Origin of the sequence: Candidatus Villigracilis affinis, assembly GCF_016705895.1 — a bacterium.
In the GTDB taxonomy this organism is placed as follows: Bacteria; Chloroflexota; Anaerolineae; order Anaerolineales; family Villigracilaceae; genus Villigracilis; species Villigracilis affinis.
Genome location: NZ_JADJKT010000006.1, coordinates 115,311 through 135,636 on the forward strand (window position 1 = coordinate 115,311; position 20,326 = coordinate 135,636).

The 20,326-nt window shown below is 52.4% G+C and carries 21 protein-coding genes; 9 read left to right on the top strand and 12 right to left on the bottom strand.

Translation table 11 applies throughout. From position 1 onward, the window contains the following. The first annotated feature begins 8 nt into the window (after positions 1–8). Positions 9–1,001 (top strand): glycerate-2-kinase family protein, encoded by a 993-nt coding sequence (locus tag IPI86_RS04385; protein ID WP_345296767.1) that lies wholly within the window; start codon positions 9–11, stop codon positions 999–1,001. Positions 1,002–1,003: 2 nt separating this feature from the next. Beyond that, the gene (locus tag IPI86_RS04390) at positions 1,004–1,309 is read left to right on the top strand and encodes an MOFRL family protein (RefSeq protein ID WP_345296768.1); all 306 of its coding nucleotides are present in this window, start codon (positions 1,004–1,006) and stop codon (positions 1,307–1,309) included. On the opposite strand, the gene IPI86_RS04395 is transcribed toward IPI86_RS04390, so the two are convergent. The 11 genes from IPI86_RS04395 to IPI86_RS04445 form a co-directional block, all read right to left on the bottom strand. Continuing rightward, positions 1,310–2,266, bottom strand: coding sequence for a phosphate/phosphite/phosphonate ABC transporter substrate-binding protein (locus IPI86_RS04395; RefSeq protein ID WP_345296769.1), 957 nt, complete (start codon positions 2,264–2,266; stop codon positions 1,310–1,312). Positions 2,267–2,299: 33 nt separating this feature from the next. Further along, positions 2,300–2,908, bottom strand: coding sequence for a LysE family transporter (locus IPI86_RS04400; protein ID WP_345296770.1), 609 nt, complete (start codon positions 2,906–2,908; stop codon positions 2,300–2,302). A gap of 65 nt (positions 2,909–2,973) precedes the next feature. Then, a complete protein-coding gene (gene secF / locus IPI86_RS04405) occupies positions 2,974–3,921 on the bottom strand; it encodes a protein translocase subunit SecF (RefSeq protein WP_345296771.1) in 948 nt (315 codons plus the stop codon). Between the two features lie 9 nt (positions 3,922–3,930). Beyond that, positions 3,931–5,286: a protein translocase subunit SecD gene (gene secD / locus IPI86_RS04410; protein ID WP_345296772.1), complete on the bottom strand. Its 1,356-nt coding sequence runs from the start codon at positions 5,284–5,286 to the stop codon at positions 3,931–3,933. 70 nt (positions 5,287–5,356) lie between these two features. Next, on the bottom strand, positions 5,357–5,854 hold the full coding sequence (locus IPI86_RS04415; protein WP_345296773.1) for a M1 family aminopeptidase: 498 nt from the start codon (positions 5,852–5,854) through the stop codon (positions 5,357–5,359). Beyond that, positions 5,787–6,503 (bottom strand): hypothetical protein, encoded by a 717-nt coding sequence (locus tag IPI86_RS04420; protein ID WP_345296774.1) that lies wholly within the window; start codon positions 6,501–6,503, stop codon positions 5,787–5,789. Before IPI86_RS04420 ends, IPI86_RS04415 begins: the two co-directional genes overlap by 68 nt. Continuing rightward, complete coding sequence (locus IPI86_RS04425; protein ID WP_345296775.1) at positions 6,425–6,838, bottom strand: hypothetical protein; 414 nt, start codon at positions 6,836–6,838, stop codon at positions 6,425–6,427. Before IPI86_RS04425 ends, IPI86_RS04420 begins: the two co-directional genes overlap by 79 nt. Beyond that, a complete protein-coding gene (locus IPI86_RS04430) occupies positions 6,835–7,206 on the bottom strand; it encodes an ATP-binding protein (RefSeq protein ID WP_345296776.1) in 372 nt (123 codons plus the stop codon). The genes IPI86_RS04425 and IPI86_RS04430 overlap by 4 nt, the downstream gene beginning before the upstream one ends. Further along, the gene (locus tag IPI86_RS04435; protein WP_345296777.1) at positions 7,190–8,263 is read right to left on the bottom strand and encodes an NAD-binding protein; all 1,074 of its coding nucleotides are present in this window, start codon (positions 8,261–8,263) and stop codon (positions 7,190–7,192) included. Before IPI86_RS04435 ends, IPI86_RS04430 begins: the two co-directional genes overlap by 17 nt. Continuing rightward, positions 8,256–8,963: a PP2C family protein-serine/threonine phosphatase gene (locus tag IPI86_RS04440; RefSeq protein WP_345296778.1), complete on the bottom strand. Its 708-nt coding sequence runs from the start codon at positions 8,961–8,963 to the stop codon at positions 8,256–8,258. The genes IPI86_RS04435 and IPI86_RS04440 overlap by 8 nt, the downstream gene beginning before the upstream one ends. 178 nt (positions 8,964–9,141) lie before the next feature. Then, positions 9,142–9,870: a membrane lipoprotein lipid attachment site-containing protein gene (locus IPI86_RS04445; protein WP_345296779.1), complete on the bottom strand. Its 729-nt coding sequence runs from the start codon at positions 9,868–9,870 to the stop codon at positions 9,142–9,144. 287 nt (positions 9,871–10,157) lie between these two features. Between IPI86_RS04445 and rpmF the strand changes: the two genes are divergently transcribed. The 7 genes from rpmF (at position 10,158) to IPI86_RS04480 (ending at position 17,830) form a co-directional block, all read left to right on the top strand. Beyond that, positions 10,158–10,358 (top strand): 50S ribosomal protein L32, encoded by a 201-nt coding sequence (rpmF, locus tag IPI86_RS04450; RefSeq protein WP_345296780.1) that lies wholly within the window; start codon positions 10,158–10,160, stop codon positions 10,356–10,358. Positions 10,359–10,457: 99 nt separating this feature from the next. Continuing rightward, a complete protein-coding gene (gene fabD / locus IPI86_RS04455) occupies positions 10,458–11,405 on the top strand; it encodes an ACP S-malonyltransferase (RefSeq protein ID WP_345296781.1) in 948 nt (315 codons plus the stop codon). Between the two features lie 121 nt (positions 11,406–11,526). Further along, complete coding sequence (locus tag IPI86_RS04460; protein ID WP_345296782.1) at positions 11,527–12,753, top strand: phospholipase D-like domain-containing protein; 1,227 nt, start codon at positions 11,527–11,529, stop codon at positions 12,751–12,753. A gap of 199 nt (positions 12,754–12,952) precedes the next feature. Continuing rightward, complete coding sequence (locus IPI86_RS04465) at positions 12,953–14,170, top strand: pyridoxal phosphate-dependent aminotransferase (RefSeq protein WP_345296783.1); 1,218 nt, start codon at positions 12,953–12,955, stop codon at positions 14,168–14,170. Between the two features lie 88 nt (positions 14,171–14,258). Then, positions 14,259–15,914, top strand: a complete 1,656-nt coding sequence (gene pckA / locus IPI86_RS04470; protein WP_345296784.1) for a phosphoenolpyruvate carboxykinase (ATP) — start codon at positions 14,259–14,261, stop codon at positions 15,912–15,914. Positions 15,915–16,160: 246 nt separating this feature from the next. Then, positions 16,161–16,967: a molybdate ABC transporter substrate-binding protein gene (gene modA, locus IPI86_RS04475; RefSeq protein WP_345296785.1), complete on the top strand. Its 807-nt coding sequence runs from the start codon at positions 16,161–16,163 to the stop codon at positions 16,965–16,967. Between the two features lie 32 nt (positions 16,968–16,999). Next, a complete protein-coding gene (locus IPI86_RS04480; protein ID WP_345296786.1) occupies positions 17,000–17,830 on the top strand; it encodes an ABC transporter permease in 831 nt (276 codons plus the stop codon). 41 nt (positions 17,831–17,871) lie between these two features. On the opposite strand, the gene IPI86_RS04485 is transcribed toward IPI86_RS04480, so the two are convergent. Then, positions 17,872–20,304 (bottom strand): FtsW/RodA/SpoVE family cell cycle protein, encoded by a 2,433-nt coding sequence (locus IPI86_RS04485; RefSeq protein WP_345296787.1) that lies wholly within the window; start codon positions 20,302–20,304, stop codon positions 17,872–17,874. Positions 20,305–20,326: the final 22 nt, after the last annotated feature.

The window sequence follows — 20,326 nt, forward strand, 5'->3', positions numbered from 1 at the left end:
CTTGAAACATGTTTGACCCTGAAAGATTCAAAACCAATTCCCTTTATTTACACACGAACGGGGTTTCAGTGATGCGCGTACTGGCTGCTGCATTCAATGCTGTTGAAGCGGGCGAGGCAGTGAAAAAATACCTGTATGAAAACCCTTTACCGGTTGCAAGACGTGTCTTTGCTTTTGGATTGGGGAAAGCGGCCTGCGCGATGACCTCGGCATTGGCTGACGAAACCGACCTGACCGACAGCCTCATCATAACCAAGCACGCTTCGCCGCTTGACCTGAAACCTGTCACGGTTATCGAAGGAGATCATCCCATCCCGGGCAATTCAAGCCTCGGCGCTGGGACTGCCGCATTGGATTTCCTCTCGCAATTGCAACAGGATGACCTGCTGGTCTGCCTGATATCAGGCGGCGGTTCCGCATTGATGACCGCACCCCGCATCCCTCTCACGGATTTGCAATCGCTCACTTCTGCTTTACTTGCCTGTGGCGCGCGCATCGACGAGATCAACATCCTGCGCCGTCACCTCGACGGTCTCAAAGGCGGCGGCGTAGTGCGACATGCCAACGGCGCACGCGTGATCAGCCTTTTACTTTCTGATGTGGTTGGCGACGCGTTGGAGGCGATTGCCTCAGGTCCCACAGCACCAGATCCAACGACCTGCGCAGATGCATTGGCCATCATCGAAAAATACGACCTGAAAAATAAAATCCCCGCCTCCATTCTACCAGCCTTGGTCGAGACCTTGAAACCTGACGATCCGATTTTCAGCAGGGTGCAAAATACCGTCATCGCCAGCAACGAGATCGCTTTACATGCCGCACAAGTTCAGGCACAGCAGGAGGGTTTTCAAGTTCAGGTAATCCGCGCAGATTTACAGGGTGAGGCGAGCGTCCTTGGGCGTTCGTTTGCTTTGCAATTAAAAGAATCATTGACGGGCATGCGCGTCCGTTTTGTTTGCTTGCGGGCGGAGAGGCAACTGTCACCCTTCGGCATGGTTTAGCATTGAAAAGTGATGGAAAAGGGGGCAGGAATCAGGAATTTGCACTTGCGGCGGTGGATACACTGGCTGGCTTGAAGGACGTGATGTTGATCTCAATTGCCACTGACGGCGAAGATGGCCCCACAGATGCCGCAGGCGCAGTGGTGACAGGTGAATCCGCTCAAAGGGCTGAGTCGCTTGGGGTGAGCGTGGCAGACCACTTGTCGAGAAATGACGCGTATTCGTTTTTTGAGGCGTTAGGTGATCTGGTCCACACAGGCCCGAGTGGGACGAATGTCAATGACCTCGTCCTCTGCTTTGCGTTTTGATCATGGGAGCGGAATATCCTTGACGATCTCCATCATCTCGCGGATGCGGCCCGTGGCGGCTTCGATGCCTTCGGGAAATTTATCGAAGCGCGTGGTCTGGAATTTATCCAAAATCGTTTGATTGTTTGGATCTTCGTGCATCGTAATCAGGGTCTGGATAATGGCTTGCAGTAATTCGGGTTCAAGGCCTGCGCGTGCCAAACCAACCTGCCGCGGTGTGGATTCGGTGCGGGCCAATTCCACCAATTGCGCGGTGGCTTCGGGTGGAAATGATTTATCAAAATGATAATCGTCGGTTACGCCTGCGGGGGTGATTCCGCTTAATACCCATTGCAGGATATTTTCATCATCATAGGCGAATGCGAAACCAATTTCATCGCTTCCAATGGGTGCGCTGCCATCGGGTTTGCCGACGAGCTTCAATCCATTTTCTGTGAGGTATACGGCGGGAAGCATAAAACCTGAAGTGGAATAAGGCGCGTCCATTGCGATCATTTTCCCCTTAAGACCTTCGACATCCGTGATGCCGCTGCTTTTGCTGGCAAAGATCACGCTGTTATAAGTTTCCACCCCAAAACGCCAGCGGCGTAAAATGATCTGCGCGCCGGAGGCGTCGCTGATCAAAGTGGCGGGATAGGTGCTGTCGAAATATAGATCCACCTCTCCGCTCTTGAGCAGTTCGATCATTTCTTCGGTGGATGCCGCAACTTTTACTTGCCCGCCTGTTATGCCGTAATCGGCAAGCTGGGCAGCGACATAATCAGCGATCGGCTGGGTGCCTTCAATGACTTCGGCGGGGTCGTCAGAGATATCGCCGAAAACAATAAAATGCTCCTGCGGTGATTCGGTGGAGGTTGGTTGTAGAGTGGGTGTCGACGGTGTGGGGTTGTTGGTGCAGGCAGTGGGGAGTAAAAAAAGCAGGGCAATTAATAAGCAGCATGATGCGCTTTTTCTCATGGAGATCTTTCCTAACTCGTTGATTTTCCATGATTATAGTTGTAGGAGAGAGACCACCCCGAAAGCTGTAATGATAATGCCAGAAATACGATTGATCCACGCCATGTGGACTGTGGTCAGACGGTCGCGCATCAAACCGACCCCGAAACTGAGAGCCAGCCACCAGCTGGCCGACCCTGCAAACACTCCTGCCACCAAAACCATCGGCGAGTTTGTTGTTCCGATATTCATCGTCCCTGCGAAAATGGCCGCAAAAGACAGGATGGTCATTGGGTTGGTAATGGTCAGGAAGAAGGTGGAAAGATAGGCCCCGAAATATCCGCTTTGTTTGACCTGCGCGGCATGGTCGGCAGGCTTTTCGAGGAAGGTTTTGATACCAAGGTACAAAAGGAAACAACCGCCGATGACCCGAAACCAGAATTTATTCTCCACCAGCACGTCGGTGATCATCGTCAAGCCGAAGGCCGCAACTGCGCCGTATACCATGTCGGCGCTGGCGGCGCCCATGCCAGAGAGAAAGCCCTTGAGCTTTCCCTCGGTCAACGTGCGGCGGATGCACAACACGCCGATTGGCCCAACGGGCGCGGCGATCGAGATCCCGATCAGGAATCCGCGCAAAAAAAGGAGCAGGGTTTCTGTCATAACATCTCCTGTTTTGTAGAATCAAAAAAGGACATCGAAACACGATGTCCTTTTTTCTGTAAAAATTAGATCGCTGTTTCTTCTTTGCGTTTGAACCAGGTCGTCCACTCACGGTTTTCCCAAACGACAAGAATGGGAGCCGCATTGAAAATGGAGGAATAAGTTCCGCTGAAAATACCGATGAGCAGAATGACCACAAAGTGGCGGATGCTGTCACCGCCGAACAAGACCAGCGCAAACAGGGTGAACATCACGGTCAACTGCGTGGTGATGGAACGATCCAGCGTCTGTACGATGGAATGGTTGACCATCTTTTCATATTCGATCTTGCGGTAAAGCAGGGAATTTTCACGGACGCGGTCGAACACCACGATGGTATCATGCACGGAGAAACCGATGACGGTAAGCAGGGCGGTCAGGAAAAGCGCATCCGCTTCCCAGCCGAGGTAATAGCCGAGAATGGCTTCCACGCCGAGAACCACCAGCACATCGTGAAGCATGGCGAGAATGGCGGCTGTGCCGTAGCGATAGGCATGTTCCACACTGCGGAATGCCCACCAGATGTAGATCAGGATCGCGGCGGCGGCGAAAAGAATGGCGATACCGGCGGCCTGGGTCACTTCCGCGCCAACTGCGGCGCTGACGGAGGTGAAGTTTTCAACAGTAACCTTGGAGCCGAAGCGGGATTCCATTTCAGCGACGAGCAAGCCTTTGGTTTCGTCGCTCATTGCCCGTGAACGGATTGAAATTGAACTTTCGCCCAAGGATTGGACAACAGGGTCGGCCAAAGGCTGTTCTTCAGTGGAGAATTCCTTGTACAGTGTGGAAATTTGTTCCGCAGTAGGGCGTTCGCCTTCAAACTGTACTTCAAGCAAAGAGCCGCCACGGAAGTCAATGCCAAGTTGCAAGGGGCCGGAGGTCTGCTGCCAGTTCAATCCCATAAACACGATGCCTGGGATAATTACGATCAGCGAGATGAAGAAATAGATGTAACGATTCTTGATGATGTTCATTGCGCGCTCCTAAAGACCGAACCAGCGCGGGTGTTCGGCGAGTTTGACTCTGTCCAGCACGCTGTGCAGGAATGTGCGTGTGACGATGATGGCCGTAAATAAACTGACCAGCACACCCAAAGACAATGTGACAGAGAAGCCTTTCACGATGCTGGCGCCAAATGTATTGCCAAAGACGAAAAGGATTGCACAGGTAATGAGTGTGGATGTGTTTGAGTCGCGAATGGAAGGCCAGGCGCGGCTCCAGGCGAGATCAATGGCCTGACGCAGGTTACGGCCAGCCCTTAATTCTTCTTTCAAACGCTCAAAGATCAACACGTTCGCATCCACGGCCATGCCTACGCTTAAGATGAAACCAGCGATACCAGGCAGAGTCAATGTGACGGGGATCAACTTGAAGAGCATTAAAGAGAATAGGGCGTAACAGATCAAGGCCAGATCAGCGATGACGCCGGGCAGGCGATAATTGAAGCCCATGAATAGGATGACCACGATCAGGCCGATAATACCCGCCTGAACGCTCTTGCGGATGCTTTCTTCACCAAGGGTGGCGCCAATGGTGCGGCTTTGAACAACCTTGATCGGAATGGGCAGGGCACCTGAGCGAAGTTGAACAGCCAATGTTTGCGCCGCATCCTGAGTGAAGCTGCCGGAGATCTGTCCCTGACCATCTGTGATGGCCTGATTGATGCTGGGGACGGAAACAACTTGCTTATCCAGTACGATCGCGAGGTATTGACCGATATGAGTGGAGGTATATTCCGAAAAGATATCAGTCGAATCAGGCCTTAGAGTAAAGGAGATCAAAAATTGGCCCGTATTTGTGTCTCTTTGAACACCGGCGGTGTCCAACCCGGCACCGGTCATGACCGTGTGGTAAATGGTCTCACCACTATCGGTGGTTGTTGGTCCGGGGGTTTCAAGGCCGAAGTCCGTTTTAATGATCGTACCTGCGGCGACAGGATTTGAACCCATGTCAACGAATTCCAACAAAGCAGTTTGCTTCAAAGCCGCAACCACTTCTTCCGGGTTGGTAATGCCGGGGAATTCTGCCACAATGCGGCGGTCGCCTGCGGTGACCATCATAATTTCGCTTACACCGAGGGCGTTCGCGCGGTTTTGCAGGATGTTCGTCGCATTTTGCAGTTCTTCCGCAGAGACGGTGGTTTCCGCGGGCACGTCGGCTTCAAGGAGTGCCTGAAGGCCTCCACGCAGGTCAAGACCCAGCTTGACATCCACGTTGCGTTCAACGATTGGCGTGTTGTTGAAGGGGTTGAAGATAACGATATTCTTGCTGAGGTCTATCCATAGCGAAAAGGCTACGAGTAGAGTGATAAAGATTAACCAGCTATTTCTATTACGCATGTTTTAACTCCATCCACGAAAATGCCAGCTTGGGGCTGGCGCGGACGCCATTATACTCTGAATGAATAAATTATGGGTAAATCCAGTCGTTAAAGAGGGCAGTGAGGTCGCAGGCACAATTTTGTTCGGCCAATTCCTGCATTTTTTGGGGAGTGGCGATGCCCCAGGAATTATTTTTCACATAGGCCTTGATGAAAACATCGAAATTGTCCGAGCCCATTTCATCGCGCAGGGCTTCGAAGAAGAGTCCGCCGCGGCCATAGACGATGCTGCCGTATTCGATATCCTTGTAATCACGCACGGGCAGCCCGACAGGGATTTTCGCATTGTTGGTTCGTGACCAGCGGCCTTCCAGACTATATCGAAAACCATCGTACCCCGATTGCCCATATTGATCTGAAAAATATTGCAAAGTGGCAAATTGAGTGAGGCTTTCATCAAGCCACGGGTCATCGAGTTGGTCATTGCCCATCAGGTTGTAAAACCATTGATGCCCCACTTCATGCGCAACGGTTCCTTCGAGATATTCGTGATACGGCGAAACGATCCTGTCGGCGATGGCGATCATGCCCGGGGTATTCGATTCCCAGCGCCAGTGTGGGCGTGGAGACAAAATCCAATTCGGTGTAGGGATAGGCGGCATAGCGATTTTCGAAAACCTCAATGGATTTGGCTGCGATTTCGAGCGTGCGTTCAGCGCCTGATTTTTGATCGGCGGGCGCATAGAATCGAATTGTGACTCCGTTCACTTCCTTTGTGACGACTTCGTAGTTTGGACTCGCCGCCAGATAGTAGTCACGCACAGGCCCCGCGGCATACTGGACCGTTTGCCTGTTTCCGTTACGCTCCGCGTGACGGTGAATCTCCCGCCCGACACTGACCAACACCAATTCCTTCGGCGCATCGACTGTGACATGGAAAAATGACATGTCGGCATAGGTCACATCGCCTGATTGCGGAGGGATCTCGGCATTCCAGCCTTCGTCATCATAGACAGCGATCATGGGATAGGCATGTGCCAGCGTGAGTACTTCATCGAAGTAGGCCTGCACGCCGTAATTCAATTCGACCGATTGCGGCACGGTGACGGTGAAGTCCATGCTCAGAGTGATGGACTCTTTGGGTTGAAGCGGTTGTTTCAGTGGAACGGTGAGCAGGCTGTCATCAAGCGTGTAATTGGGGACAATGATCGTTCCACCCGCGTTGACTTCGTCCACGTGCATTTCCCGCCGAGGATGTTGGGAAACAGGCGGAACTTGATTTCATTTAATGCGATATCTTCCGCGTTGGTGTAGATGACGGTTTCACTGCCTTTCACATGGTAAAGGTCGCCTTCGATGGTGAAATGGATTTCGTAGAGACTGGCTGTGGGGAGTTCATTTAATACGCTTTGATATGCGGGCGCGAGACCATCTTTATAAATGGAACGGTCGGCGGGGTCTGCGGTTGGGGTTGGATTCTGCTGCGGGGTTGATTCTGTCGCTTGTCTGGCTGGTAGGCAGGCGGGTAGGAAAAGAAGCGCAAGGATTGGGAGCAGGAAAATCTTTTTCATTGAATAAATTCCTTTAGGAAGGTCAATGCCCGGGCGAGGACATCATCAGGATTTAATAGATCAGTATCGATGACGATGTGGGCGTGTTCGCGGGCGTGCGAGAGCCTGCGCTGCTGCTCTTCGTAATCGGCGGTTGACCAGTTTAATTTTCTGCGTTGGGTGGAGTTTTCGAACGAGGAATGTAGAAAGATGAGGATGTCTGGATTTGTGATGACCTGCCACATGTGTTTGACATAGGAATGTTCCTGCGCGATGTGGCGGCAGCGATAGCCGTGTGTTTCCAGCCCGCGCATGAGCGTGGATTTTCCCGACCCGCATGGGCCGACGATGCCGATCAGCGGGGTACTGTCTTCATCCTTCATTGTCATGCAGCAGTTGACTGAGTTGCTCAGGCACGCCGAGCACTGCGATCGTATCCCCCGCATGCAGCGGACTTTTATCGGTGGGGTGCATTTCAGATTGATGGTCGTGGCGGAGGAGGACGATGTTGAGATGGTAGTTATCTTCCACGTAGCCGACGGTTTTGTTGGCAAAGGGTGCCTCTTCTGAAACGGTGAGGCGCGCCAGGCTGAGCAATTGACCTTCAACCGAAATGGGATTCGTAATATCCACGCCCGAAGCGGCGGCGGCAAAAACGGGTGCGGCCATTTCGGTGGCGCTCAGGGCTACGAATCCGAATTGGTCTTGCAGGGAGTGGGCGAAATCCTCATCGAAGATGCGGACAACGACTTTGATGTTTTTATTCAGGGTACGGGCTTTGAGGGCGATCTGTAAATTCATGGCGTCGTTTTGGCTGGCCATGATAATGGTGCGCGCGGATTTTACGTTGGCGGCTTCAAGCGAAGACGGGCGTGTGGCGTCTTCGTGGATAACGGGGATACCCAGCTCGCGCACGGCGCTGAGGGTGTCGGCGTCGGCGTTGAATTCGATGGCGGCGATCTGTTCGCCCATTTCATGCAATTTGAGCGCGACACGATAGCCGAGGTGTCCCAGCCCGACGAGGATGATGTGATTTTTCAAAGTGGATGCGACGGCCATTTCCCATTCCTTGTTGCGCGAGCGGCGATTGAAGAGCAGGCTGCCGAAATCGGCCAATCCCTGCGCGAGCATGATGATGCCGATGATCGGCATTAAGAAGTGAAATAATTGCAAAACGACGTGGGTTGGAAAATCCCGATTGGGCGGTTGTAAAAAGGTGATCGTGAGAACGGTGTAGATGGATTCGGCCAGGCTGTTGACAGGTTCATTTAATAGCCGCGCAAGAAAATCATAAAGAATTCCCCCGCCAAGGATGGCAACGGAAAACCACAACAGGGCAGAACGGAATTCGCCAAGCAGAATCGTGGTATCGCGGATGGATGCCTGAAAATGGCGCCAGCGATGTTTGCGTGAACCAGAATGATGGGAGTGGGCCGTACTAGCCATTGAATGGGAGCCTGACGTTCATGCGCCGTACATGGTCGCCTGCGCGCGGAGAGACTTTCAGCACCAACACGCTGATATCGTCGGCGGGGCGGCCATCATCGAGTTGAACGGCATGGGCGAGGAGTGAATCTGCAAGCTGCTGCGGGGAGGGGTCTTGATCTTCCATAAGGGAGCGCAGAGTCTCGGCCACGTCCATGGGTTGGCCGCGGCGTTTCCCTGCGTGGACGATGCCATCGGTGAAAATGACGATGGCCAGTTCAGGCTCCACGGCCACTTCGGTGATGACTGGCCGCACGTTGCGCGATGTGCCGAGCGGTTCGCTTTCTTCGATGTGCGCGTCGATTTGTTCACCGCGACAGATGAACACGGGTGAAGGATTGTTGCGGGTGAGGACGATGGTGTTGCTGTGCAGGTCAACCGAGGCGATGTTGAGGGTGGAAATGACCTTTCCCTGTTTCTCAGCAAACAGCGCGTCAGATGCGGCGCGGGCGGCGGCTCCATCGCGGACGCCTTCGGCGATCAGCCCGATGACCTTGCGCACGACCATCATCGAAACGGCTTTCGCGCCCCGTCCGCTGGTTTGACCGTCTGCCAGCACAACGGAGAGTCCGCCGGTGGGGCGTTCCACCACTTCGAGCGTATCCCCGCTTTCAGAGACGGCGTATTTGTTGATCTTGGCGACTGCGATTTGAATTTCCACGAGGATGATTTTACTATCTGTTCCCTGTTTCAAACAGGTGACGGGAATTTTGGAATTTAGATGCACCAGAGATAAACAAAGATGAACAAAGATTTTTGGATTTCCTCATGCTCAAGCCGCCGTCCTCGGCGGCGGGGACGCCGCCTTGAGCGACAGAAAGTGCTTGGATTTGTTCATGTTAACTCCCTTGTTGCTTTGCAATGATGTAAATACGACTTTCTCTATGATTGATGAAATGTATTATGGCATTGGAGTTCCTGTCGGTGTCCCCAACAGGACGACCCAGGGCAAGGTGCCGGGGTTTGCCAGCCTGTAATGAAGGTAATTTTTTATTTCCTCTGGCCTGCCCGTAAAGTGAGAAGTAATCTTTCCAATACAAATCAAGTTTTTCTATTACATCTGCTGGAAATAACTCGTCTTCATTAGACATCAAGTTGCCGTGATCTCCCAACCAATATCTAGGGGTTTTTATTTTTTGAATGGAACCATCCGTGTTGAGATAAATTGCCGCCGCTCCATCGTCACCACCTCCTGTGGAACCACATATAGCCCACACATATACCTCCTGACCAGAGCGCCCTAAAATATCCCATTCACATATGGAATCGATGGGCGTGTTAAGAGCATCTGCTAATTTTGTTTGGTATTCCTGCCATCTTTCCAGTTGAATGGCGTCTGGCGTGAAGATGGGGCGCACTGCCGTTGGCACGGGCGAGAATGTGGGAAGCGCTGTCGGTGTGGCCGTTGGCGTGAATGTTGGCGTGGCAGTAGGCATCGCCGTTTGGGTGAGGGCAACGCCTGTCTGCACAATGGCGAAGGCTGTGCTTTGTATGTCGGTTGTGGGTGGGGCGGGGGCGCAGGCTGTCAATGTGACGACGAGCAACGCCGCAAATAGCGTCTTTTTCATGAAGTCTCCTTTTTTGTTTGTTCGTGGTGGGTAGTTCCAGTCACCCCCACAATGAATGAGATTTTATTCACATAGTGTGAATTTGTCACCTGTCTAAACAGACAGGTTTTTATCTTTGTTTATCCCCGTTCATCTCTGGTTAAATTTCCGACTCGCTGATTCGCTGAATTGCAAGTTTTCCTTGACGCATCCGCATCCTACCGCTATAATCTGCCCGCTTAAAGTTCGTAACCAAACAGACGGGCCACCACGCGCCCGTCTGATGTATGTATAAAGGAGAAAGTTTCATGACCCCACATCCAAAGCGCAAGCACTCGAAGGGCCGCCGCGACCGCCGCCGCGCACATGACGCGTTGACCCAGCTCAACACCGTCACCTGCTCCAACTGCGGTTCCAAGCGCCTGCCGCACACCGTTTGCTCGAACTGCGGTTTCTACAATGGCCGTGAAGTAATTCAGGTCAAAAAAGAAAAGAAAGCCAGCGAGTAAATCTCAACGGGTCGTGACGTTCACGACCCGTTTGTGTTTTAATTGGCAAAGACCCTAAAGGTTTTTAAAACCTTTAGGGTCTACTAAAATGGAGACCACATGAAACTCAACTTACAAACCACCGCATTCATCTTCCCCGGGCAAGGCTCGCAAACCGTCGGCATGGGCAAAGACCTCGCCGCGCAACACCCCATCGCAAAACAAACCTTCGAAGAAGCCGATTCCATCCTCGGATTTTCCCTTTCCACCATGATGATGGAAGGCGCTGCCGACGAACTCAACGACACGGTCAACACCCAGCCCGCGCTCTTCGTCCATTCGATTGCCGCCTTCCGCGCCTTCTCGGATCTTTATCCCAATCTGACAACTGCTCCTGCCATGTTAGCGGGTCATTCGCTGGGAGAGCTATCTGCCCTCGCCGCCTCTGGAGCCTTGACCTTCGAAGACGGCCTGCGCCTCGTCCGCAGACGCGCCGAATTGATGAAACACGCAGGCCAGCTTGCCCCCGGTGGCATGGCCGCCATCCTCGGCCTGGATATTCCCACCCTCGACAAAGTCTGCGCTGAAGCCAGCGCCGAGGGTGAATCTGTGCAGGTGGCCAATGACAATTGCCCCGGTCAGGTCGTCATCTCTGGCGCAAAAGCTGCCGTGGAACGGGCGATGGCTGGTGCCAAATCTGCTGGCGCAAAACGCGCCCTGCCTCTGGCGGTATCCATTGCCGCACATTCCTCTCTGATGGCTCCCATTCAAGACGAATGGAACGACGCCGTTGCCTCGGCGAAATTCGCCACGCTGAATATCCCCGTCATTGGAAATGTCCACGCTGCGCCGTTGGCTGATGCCGAAGCCGCCCGCGCCGATATCATCGCGCAGATGCAATCCCGTGTGCGCTGGACCGAATCGGTGCAGTACATGGCTGCAAATGGAATCAACACCTTCGTCGAAGTTGGAACGGGTGCCGTGCTCGGAGGCCTTGTCAAACGCATTGCCGATGGCGCAACCATTCTGCCCCTGGGCAATCCGCAGGATTTTGCGGCGCTGGAATAGTAAATTCTGAGACGTGATATATTTGCCTAACTTGTGGGGAGCGCGGACTTTACAAGTCCGCGCTTTTCTCATAAAAGCGGACTGAAGCCCGCATTCCGACTCAAAGGTTTGTGACACCGCCATGAAAAAAATCCTTTTCCTGCTCATCATCACATCTATCATGATTGCCGCCTGTGAGCCGCTGCCATCGACTCCGCAGTTCGTCACACAAATCCCTTTTTACGCGAGTCAGACGCCCGAATTTATCATTCCAGTGACCGATACGCCCGAGTTCATTGTCCCTGTCACTGAAACACCCACACCTGAATTCATTATCCCCGCGCCCGAAACGCCGACACTCGTTCCATTGGCGAAATGGTGGGAGGTCTATTTTACCGACCCGATCGCAGTCAATAATCCAGATATCATTGCTGGGTCCATCGAAGAAATATTGATCGAATTCATTAATAATGCGCAGGTCAGCATTCACATTGCGTCGTTTGAATTCAACCTCACGCCTGTTGCCGAAGCCTTGATCGCGGCAAAAAATCGCGGCGTGGATGTGAAATGGATCACCGACGATGAAAACGGCCTCGAGTACGACATCCAGCCCGGGCGTGGACAATTTTCCCTTTTAACGGGAGCAGGCATCGAGGTCAAGGATGATGCGGGGCGTTCCGCCTTGATGCACAACAAGTTCTGGATTTTCGATCAACAGATCGTGTGGACAGGCTCCACCAATATCACGGTCAACGGTATCTTCAAGCAGAATAACAATGTAGTGGTCATGCGTTCGCCTGAGATGGCGTTCATTTTTGAGCGTGAATTTCAGGAAATGTGGGGCGGACAATTTGGGCCGCGTGCGCCGTCCACGCTGAATAATCAATGGGCGATTTTGGATGGGACGCCGATCCAAGTGCTGTTCTCGCCTGAAGATAATGCCATCAGCAATTTGATCGCGCTGGTCAATGACGCGCAGACAAGCATCCGTTTTCTGGCTTTCAGTTTCACCGATTATCCGCTGGCACAATCCATGATCGACCGCGCCAAAGCAGGTGTGGACGTGAAAGGCGTGTTCGAAACTTTTGGCAGCAACGGCACTCGCTCCGAACTGCGGACGATGTGGTGCGCGAACCTGCCCGTGCGGCAGGATGGCAACGGCAGTTTTCTGCACGACAAGATCATCATTGTAGATAACAGCATCGTGGTGACAGGCTCGCTGAATTATTCGTCGAATGCGGATGAATCGAATGAAGAGAATGTGGTCATTTTAGATAACGCCGAAATCGCCGCCCTGTATTTGCAGGAATTCGACAAACTTTGGAATCAAGCCAACGATGTGGCGGCAGGGACCTTCACCTGCGAATAGTTTGCGTTACATTTGTTACAACGAAACAGGGATTTTCGTTCAGGAGCCCTCTAAAGGCCGTATAGTATAATGACGACATGAACGCCATGCCTGACAAGTTGATTGTCAGTGCCGCTTTCTTCCTGCGGTTATGGAATTGTATCTGGTCGGCTTTTGCCTGACCAGATTTTTGTTTAACCATACGAAATCAAGGAGACTTATGAAACTAAGTAAGCTTGCAATTGAGATCGCCGAATCGCCAACCTTTGCCTTGAACGAGGAAGCGCGCCTGCTGCGTGAGCGTGGGGAAGCCGTGATCAATTTGGGGATCGGTGAGCCAAAGAATAAGACGCCCATTGCCGCGATTCTGGCTTCTGGCGCAAAGTTGAGCAGTGGGGAAGTGAAATACACACCGCCCGATGGCCTCCCTTCCATGAAGAAGGCGGTCATTCGTTACACCGAAGAAAACTACAACCGACTTGTTGCGCCTGAAAATGTGATCATTACCAATGGCGCGAAACAATCGCTTTTCAATATCTTTTATTCCATTTTGAACCCGCAGGATGAGGTTGTCATTATTGCGCCTTACTGGGTCTCGTACCCTGAGATGATCAAAATGTGTCTCGGTGTCCCTGTGGTGGTCACCCCCGAAGATGGGACATTCACTCCGCGCTTTGAAGATATCGAACGGGCCATTACTTCATCTACACGTGCGATCATTGTCAACAGCCCCAATAATCCGTCAGGCGCGATCTACCCGCCTGAATTGATCGAAAAGATCGTGGAGTTGTGCGAACGCAAAGGCATCTTCATGATCTGCGATGACATCTATCATAAATTGGTTTTTGGCCGCAATGTTGCTGTCCCCGCGTATTCATTTACCAAAAAAGAAGTGGACAATTCTCACATCATCGTCGTCAACGGCGTGGCGAAGATCTACGGCATGACGGGCTTCCGCATCGGCTGGGTGATCGCCCCGCGCGATCTCATCAAGGTGATGACCAATGTCCTCGCACAGACGACTTCTTGTGTTTCTCCCATCGCGCAGGCCGCGGCAGAAGGTGCGCTGAACGGCTTGCAGTCGGTGGTGGAGGCGCTGCGTTTGCAGATTCAAAATAATCATGAGGTGGTTTTGCAGGAAATGCGCACTTTCAACGGCGCGCGTCTGATCGAGCCGAAGGGTACGTTTTACGCGTTGCTTGACCTGCGCGCCTTCAATACGAATTCGGTCGAGCTTTCCAGGTTCCTGCTGAAAAAGGCGCTGGTGGTCACCGTGCCAGGCAAGGAATTCGGCATGGAAGGTCACATCCGCATTTCGTTTGCGGGCAGTGTGAAAGACATCACCGAAGGCATCGCCCGCATCAAATGGGCGCTCGATGCGACTTCTCCCAATGAAATTTACATTGGCGATAAGAAGATGATACGGGACTGGATGTAAGAGAGCAGAGAATAGTGAGTAGAGGATGGTTGATAGTCGCTATTCTCTAATTCTCTAATCTCTATTTATCTTTGCCGCGAGGAAACTTATGAATAACCTACTAAACATCAAAACTCCCGCCGAAGCCGCTGCGCAAGTGCGTAAGGCGGATTACAACTTATCGAATAACGGAATTGGGAATTTACGGCTTGCCTATTGGAACCTTCCCACCGAGGCGCTTGTGGAAGAAGCGATTTTCCGCAATGAAGGCGCATTGGTTGCGGGTGGCCCCTTTGTTGCGAACACGGGGAAACATACCGCCCGCAGCGCGAACGATAAATTCGTCGTGCGGCATACCGATTCAGAGAACAACATCTGGTGGGGTGTATATAACCGTCCGTTTGCAGCGGATAAGTTTGAGGTCCTATATGACCGAATGCTTGGTTTTTTGCAGGGGCGCGATGTTTTCGTGCAGGACGTCTATGGCGGCGCAGATGAATCCTATCGCCTGCCTGTCCGCATTGTGACCGAACTGGCATGGCACAGTCATTTCGTGCGCAACATGTTCATCCTGCCGCAGTCACTCGAAGAATACAAACGCTTCGTGCCTGAGTTTACGATCATCGCCATGCCGTCGTTCAAAGGCGCGCCCGCGGTGGATAGCACCAACAGCGAAACGTTTATTTGTCTGTCCTTTGAAAAGAAACTCGCCATCATCGGCAATACGGCCTATGCGGGCGAGATCAAAAAATCCGTCTTCACGATCTTGAATTACTTGCTGCCGCTCGAAGGTGTGCTTTCGATGCATTGTTCCGCAAATGTAAATCCTGATAACGCGGATGATGTTGCGCTGTTCTTTGGATTAAGCGGAACGGGCAAGACCACGCTTTCGGCTGACCCGACTCGCCGCCTCATCGGTGACGATGAGCATGGCTGGAGCGACAATGGCGTGTTCAACTTTGAAGGCGGATGCTACGCAAAAGTCATCGGGTTGTCTGAATCTGCGGAACCAGAGATCTACGCCACGACGAAACGCTTCGGCACGATCCTCGAAAATGTCCCGTTCGACACCGTCACACGCTTGATCGATCTCGACGATGACACGATCACCGAAAATACCCGCGCTTCGTATCCGCTTGAGTTTATTGACAATGCCGTCCCCGAAAAGAAAGCGGGACATCCAAAGAATGTCATCCTGCTCACTTGCGATGCCAGCGGAGTTATGCCGCCTATTGCGCGTCTGACCCCGAACCAGGCTTTGTATCAATTTATCAGTGGCTATACTTCCAAAATCGCAGGGACAGAAGTCGGGTTGGGTAAAGAGCCCGAGATCACTTTCAGCGCCTGCTTCGGCGGACCGTTTATGGTGCATCATCCATATAAATATGCAGAATTGCTCAAGAATAAGATCGAGCGCTACGGCGTGACTTGTTGGCTGGTCAACACAGGTTGGGTCGGCGGACCGTACGGTGTGGGCAAGCGCATTTCCATCCGCTACACACGCGCTTTGTTGAATGCCGCACTCAACGGAAAATTGGACGACGTCAAATTCGCGCATGACCCGATCTTCGGCTTCGAAGTCCCAACCCAATGCCCCGATGTGCCCGATGAAGTTTTGAATCCCGCTTCATCGTGGCATGACCAAAAAGAATACGACCGCCGCTACAAAGACCTCGCGATGCGCTTCAAGCAGAATTTCGGAAAATTCGAAGTCGGCACTCCGCAGGAAGTCATCGATGCGGGACCCAATGTCGGTACGAATTGACCCGTCAGATTCAATCCATAGATAAACAAAACAGGACAGGTTGCCAAACCTGTCCTGTTTTGTTTATCGTGTCTTTTTTCAAGACATCTTCCTTGAGTATGTCATAATAGGCGCATGCGTTGTAGAATGATCGCACGTTTGAAAGATGCACAGAGAACGGTTTGCTTTGTGTTTTAACTTGATTGCCGCAATCTGCAACCTCATACTTAATTTAAAACGAATTTTATTAGACTGAGAACAATAATCATGAAACGACTTGTCTCTTTTATTTTTATACCAGTATTTTTTTTGACAGCCTGCGACGCTCTCTTCAACCCGGCGCCCGTTTCTGATATCGAAGCCTCAAAACGTACGCTGACAGTTTTCGCCGCCGCCTCCCTCACCGATGCCTTCACAGAGATCGGTGCAGCTTTTGATGCCGCCAACCCTGGGGTGGTTACGACCTTCAACTTTGCAGGCTCTCAATCCCTGCGAACCCAGATTGGAGAAGGCGCACCCTCGGATGTGTTCGCTTCTGCCAGTGAAAAGGAAATGGATGCCCTCGTGGCTGAATCAATTGTCGGCGCGGGTGAGGCGCAAATCTTCCTGACGAACGAACTGATAGTCATTCTGCCAGTGGATAACCCCGCCGCGCTGGAAAATTTGGAAGACCTTGCAAACCCAGGTGTCAAATTGGTGCTCGCGGCAGAGGAGGTCCCTGTTGGAGAATATGCGCGTCAGGCATTCGACCTCATGGACGTGTTCTTTGGAGCAGGTTTCAAAGATAAGGTTTTTGCGAATGTTGTTTCCAATGAAGATAATGTCAAGCAGGTACTTGCCAAGGTCTTGTTGGGCGAAGCAGATGCGGGCATTGTCTATTTGTCCGATGTGGTGACGGCGCCCGAGTTGAAATTCATTGAAATTCCTACAGACTTGAATGTGATTGCCAAATATCCCATCGCGCCGCTGGCAAAATCGAAGAACGCCGACCTCGCTGCGAAATTTATCGAATACGTGCTCTCGACAGAGGGGCAGGCGGTCCTCGCCAGATGGGGATTCACCCCTGTTAAATAAGATTTAGTAAAATGAAAGACACGGACAACCCCGTGACTTTTTATCATATGGATAAACTTCGAAAATTTGTTACCCGCTTTCTGGATGAAAGATATTCAAAATGGATATTCATCATCCCAGGGGCGATCTTACTGGCTTTTTTTGCGCTTCCATTGATGGCGATCATTTTGCGTTCCATTAACTTGGATTTCTTCGACAATGCCTTTTCGCAGCAAGCCTTCAAAGCGTTAAGGCTAAGCCTGCTAACGAGTTCGATCACTACGCTTATTGCGGCAGTTTTTGGTACGCCGCTTGCTTACATGCTGGCGCGTTGGAAGTTAAACCACAAAGCATGGCTGGAGTTGATTCTCGACCTGCCCATCGTGTTGCCGCCTTCAGTGGCGGGCGTGGCGTTGTTGATTACATTCGGACGTAATGGATTACTCGGCTCGGCCTTGAACGTTCTGGGGATCAGCCTGCCGTTTACAACAGCCGCCGTGGTGTTGGCACAATTATTCGTTGCCGCTCCGTTGTTCATTCGCTCGGCGCGGATCGGGTTTGCGCATATTGACCAACAGCTTGAAGAGTCTGCACGTGTAGAGGGGGCAAATCAGTGGCAGTTATTTTCGGAGATCATGCTTCCATTGTCTGCACGGGCGCTTGCCAGCGGGGCCATTCTTACATGGACGCGTGCACTGGGTGAATTCGGTGCGACGATCCTTTTTGCAGGAAACCTGGAAGGCATGACCCAAACCATGCCCATGGCGATCTATCTCGGCTTTGAGCGCAACATCGGCGTGGCGCTGGCGCTCTCGGTGGTCTTGATTTTTGTATCGGTTATATTGTTGATGCTGACTAAAAAGCTGGAGAAACCTGAGGAATAAAAAGAATTTACTGCGCTGTTGTTATAAGTCTGTCAAATTTTTTACCTGCTCGTCGCGGCATCGAGCAGGTTTTCGCCGATATACTTTGCCAGAAACGTGTTGTTCTCTTCGAGTGTCACCACCATGGTCAGAGGTGCGCCGCTCCAGCTGGGCAGGGTGCCGCCAAGGAACCATGTGACGACCGTGTCGTTTGATCCACTGGCTTGACCCACATGACTCCAAAATGGCTTGCCTTCGAGGATGAAGGACAGTGCCGCTTCATTCGCCGCCTCGGCCTGAATCACCTCAACAGGCCGACTCTCCGCTGTGGAAAGCACTACCCATCCCTGCTCGGGGGTGTTGACTGCGGTGGCAATGCTCGGCACTGACATCATGCCGTGGTTGCTCAAAATGGATGCCGCCAGACTGACCTGCAGTGGGCTGACCCGCAATTCATATGCCGATGGATTTTCCGTATCATATGCCACGGGCATATTGATCTGCGGCGCTTGATATAAACCCAATTTTTGATAATACGTTTTCAAGTCACTGTCTGTTGGCTGTGTTTCTCCAAAATTCGCGCGGATCAACGGCAGCATGGATGTGCCGATTGGGTACAAACCTTGGGTTACACGGTTCACCAGTGGGGCGGATGAATTTGTCGCCTGTGAAAGCGATTCACCTTCTTCATCCAATTTATTCGGGTCATAGCTGGGATGCGATGCCATCGCAAGGATCTCGCCCGTTTCCGCATTCATGAGAATGACCGCGCCGTTATGACCGCCCAACAACTGGTCTGCTTTGGATTGTAGGGCAAGGCTCAGGCTCAGGCGCACATCCAGCCCGGGCGGGGGCGTGCCATAAACGAGACGGTCCCACCATAGCAGGCTGGCTGGGTTTCCCTGCAAGCCACGCAGATAATCATCGAGTGTGGCTTCCAATCCTGCCTGACCATAGATCGGGTGTGTGTAGCCCGTGATGGGAGCGAGTTCCGTATAAAGATACACGCGTTGATAGGTTCCGCTTTCGCCTTCGGTGATGTTGATGGGTTGATTGTCTCTGTCCACCAATTCACCGCGCGGCACGTAGCGGTCTGCAATCGCGCGGCGTGGATTGTCGGTACGGTTGAGCAGGTCAGGTGCGCGGATCACGGCCCACCATGCAGTGGTCAATGCGCAGGTGGCGAGTCCGAGGGCGAGCAGGCCAGCAAGAAAAGTATATGGCTTGGGGTCTTGCAATTGGGCGGGTTCGCTGTCTTCCAGATTACTGATGACAAGCAATATGAACAGGGCGATAAAGGATGTCAACAGCGAGGAGCCGCCGTAGGACACAAATGGAAGCGTGACCCCAGTCAACGGCACCAGCCGCAAATTGCCGCCGATGATAAGCAGGCTTTGAATACCGAGATAGGTCACTATGCCTGCGGCAAGGTAACGGCGGAATCTGTCTGCGGCGCGAAGTGAGGAGATCATGCCCCGGGCGAGGATCAACCAAATGGTGGCGAGCAGGCCGATGGTCCCAGCCAAGCCCGTTTCTTCCGCAATCGCCGCATAGATGAAATCAGAGATCGCAACGGGCACGAGCAGCGGGCTGCCCAATCCAAGTCCGCGGCCGATGGTACCGCCGTTTGCAACTGCCAGAAGAGATTGCACGATCTGATAGGACTGCCCCGATGGGTCGGCCCAAGGATCAAGCCAGCCCATTACGCGGATGCGAATGATGTCGATGAAAAAATATCCCACAAAAAGGGCAAGCGCTAAAAAGAAGACAGCGCCAAACAAAAGGCGCCGTCTACCTGTGGAAAGAAAAATAATGACAGTGAAAATGCAAATAAAAATGGATGCGGTGCCGAGGTCGCGTTGAACGAGCAGGAGTAAAAGTGCAACACCTGTGACAACCAATGTAGGGATGAGCAGGGAGAGGGAGGACGAACGAATGTTGATGCGGTCTGCGAGATAGGCGGAGAGATAAATGACCAGCAATAGTTTGAGCGGCTCAGAGGGCTGAAAGTAAACACCGCAGCATCCCAGCCATAAACGCGGACCGACGCCAAGCGGATTCGTGCCGAGTAATAATGTGAGCGCGGTGATAAGCAATCCGCCGCCGAGTAATACATATTTATAACGCCTGAGGAAAAATAGATTTTGCGGAAGAACCATCGCGAGGATGAAGACCGTCACACTGATTCCGAGCCAGATGGTTTGTCGAAGTCCGAAGACTTCATCTAGCCGCCAAATGGTGAGCAAGCCCCAACCACTGAGCAATGCCGCGGCTGGCAGCAGGTAGGGATCGCGTTCGGGCAGGTGTTTAATGGATGCACGGTGGGCGGCGGTCATGAACACAGCCCACGCGATAAAGCCGATCCAATGCGAGAACCTGTAATCGACATCCCATGAGCGTTCGCGCACGGCGGGTGCCAGCGTAAGGATCGTGGATTGAATGAGGAGAAAGATCCCAACCCAGCGAAGCAGGCGGGTTTGAATTTGGTCATGCATCCGTTAATGGTACATCATTTTT

What these genes read in the sequence shown, in the direction of transcription:
- IPI86_RS04385 (WP_345296767.1), top strand. Translation starts at nt 9, where the DNA reads ATGTTTGACCCTGAAAGATTCAAAACCAATTCCCTTTATTTACACACG.
- IPI86_RS04395 (WP_345296769.1), bottom strand. Translation starts at nt 2,266, where the DNA reads ATGAGAAAAAGCGCATCATGCTGCTTATTAATTGCCCTGCTTTTTTTA.
- IPI86_RS04400 (WP_345296770.1), bottom strand. Translation starts at nt 2,908, where the DNA reads ATGACAGAAACCCTGCTCCTTTTTTTGCGCGGATTCCTGATCGGGATC.
- secF (WP_345296771.1), bottom strand. Translation starts at nt 3,921, where the DNA reads ATGAACATCATCAAGAATCGTTACATCTATTTCTTCATCTCGCTGATC.
- secD (WP_345296772.1), bottom strand. Translation starts at nt 5,286, where the DNA reads ATGCGTAATAGAAATAGCTGGTTAATCTTTATCACTCTACTCGTAGCC.
- IPI86_RS04415 (WP_345296773.1), bottom strand. Translation starts at nt 5,854, where the DNA reads ATGATCGCCATCGCCGACAGGATCGTTTCGCCGTATCACGAATATCTC.
- IPI86_RS04425 (WP_345296775.1), bottom strand. Translation starts at nt 6,838, where the DNA reads ATGAAAAAGATTTTCCTGCTCCCAATCCTTGCGCTTCTTTTCCTACCC.
- IPI86_RS04430 (WP_345296776.1), bottom strand. Translation starts at nt 7,206, where the DNA reads ATGACAATGAAGGATGAAGACAGTACCCCGCTGATCGGCATCGTCGGC.
- IPI86_RS04435 (WP_345296777.1), bottom strand. Translation starts at nt 8,263, where the DNA reads ATGGCTAGTACGGCCCACTCCCATCATTCTGGTTCACGCAAACATCGC.
- IPI86_RS04445 (WP_345296779.1), bottom strand. Translation starts at nt 9,870, where the DNA reads ATGAAAAAGACGCTATTTGCGGCGTTGCTCGTCGTCACATTGACAGCC.
- rpmF (WP_345296780.1), top strand. Translation starts at nt 10,158, where the DNA reads ATGACCCCACATCCAAAGCGCAAGCACTCGAAGGGCCGCCGCGACCGC.
- fabD (WP_345296781.1), top strand. Translation starts at nt 10,458, where the DNA reads ATGAAACTCAACTTACAAACCACCGCATTCATCTTCCCCGGGCAAGGC.
- IPI86_RS04460 (WP_345296782.1), top strand. Translation starts at nt 11,527, where the DNA reads ATGAAAAAAATCCTTTTCCTGCTCATCATCACATCTATCATGATTGCC.
- IPI86_RS04465 (WP_345296783.1), top strand. Translation starts at nt 12,953, where the DNA reads ATGAAACTAAGTAAGCTTGCAATTGAGATCGCCGAATCGCCAACCTTT.
- pckA (WP_345296784.1), top strand. Translation starts at nt 14,259, where the DNA reads ATGAATAACCTACTAAACATCAAAACTCCCGCCGAAGCCGCTGCGCAA.
- modA (WP_345296785.1), top strand. Translation starts at nt 16,161, where the DNA reads ATGAAACGACTTGTCTCTTTTATTTTTATACCAGTATTTTTTTTGACA.
- IPI86_RS04485 (WP_345296787.1), bottom strand. Translation starts at nt 20,304, where the DNA reads ATGCATGACCAAATTCAAACCCGCCTGCTTCGCTGGGTTGGGATCTTT.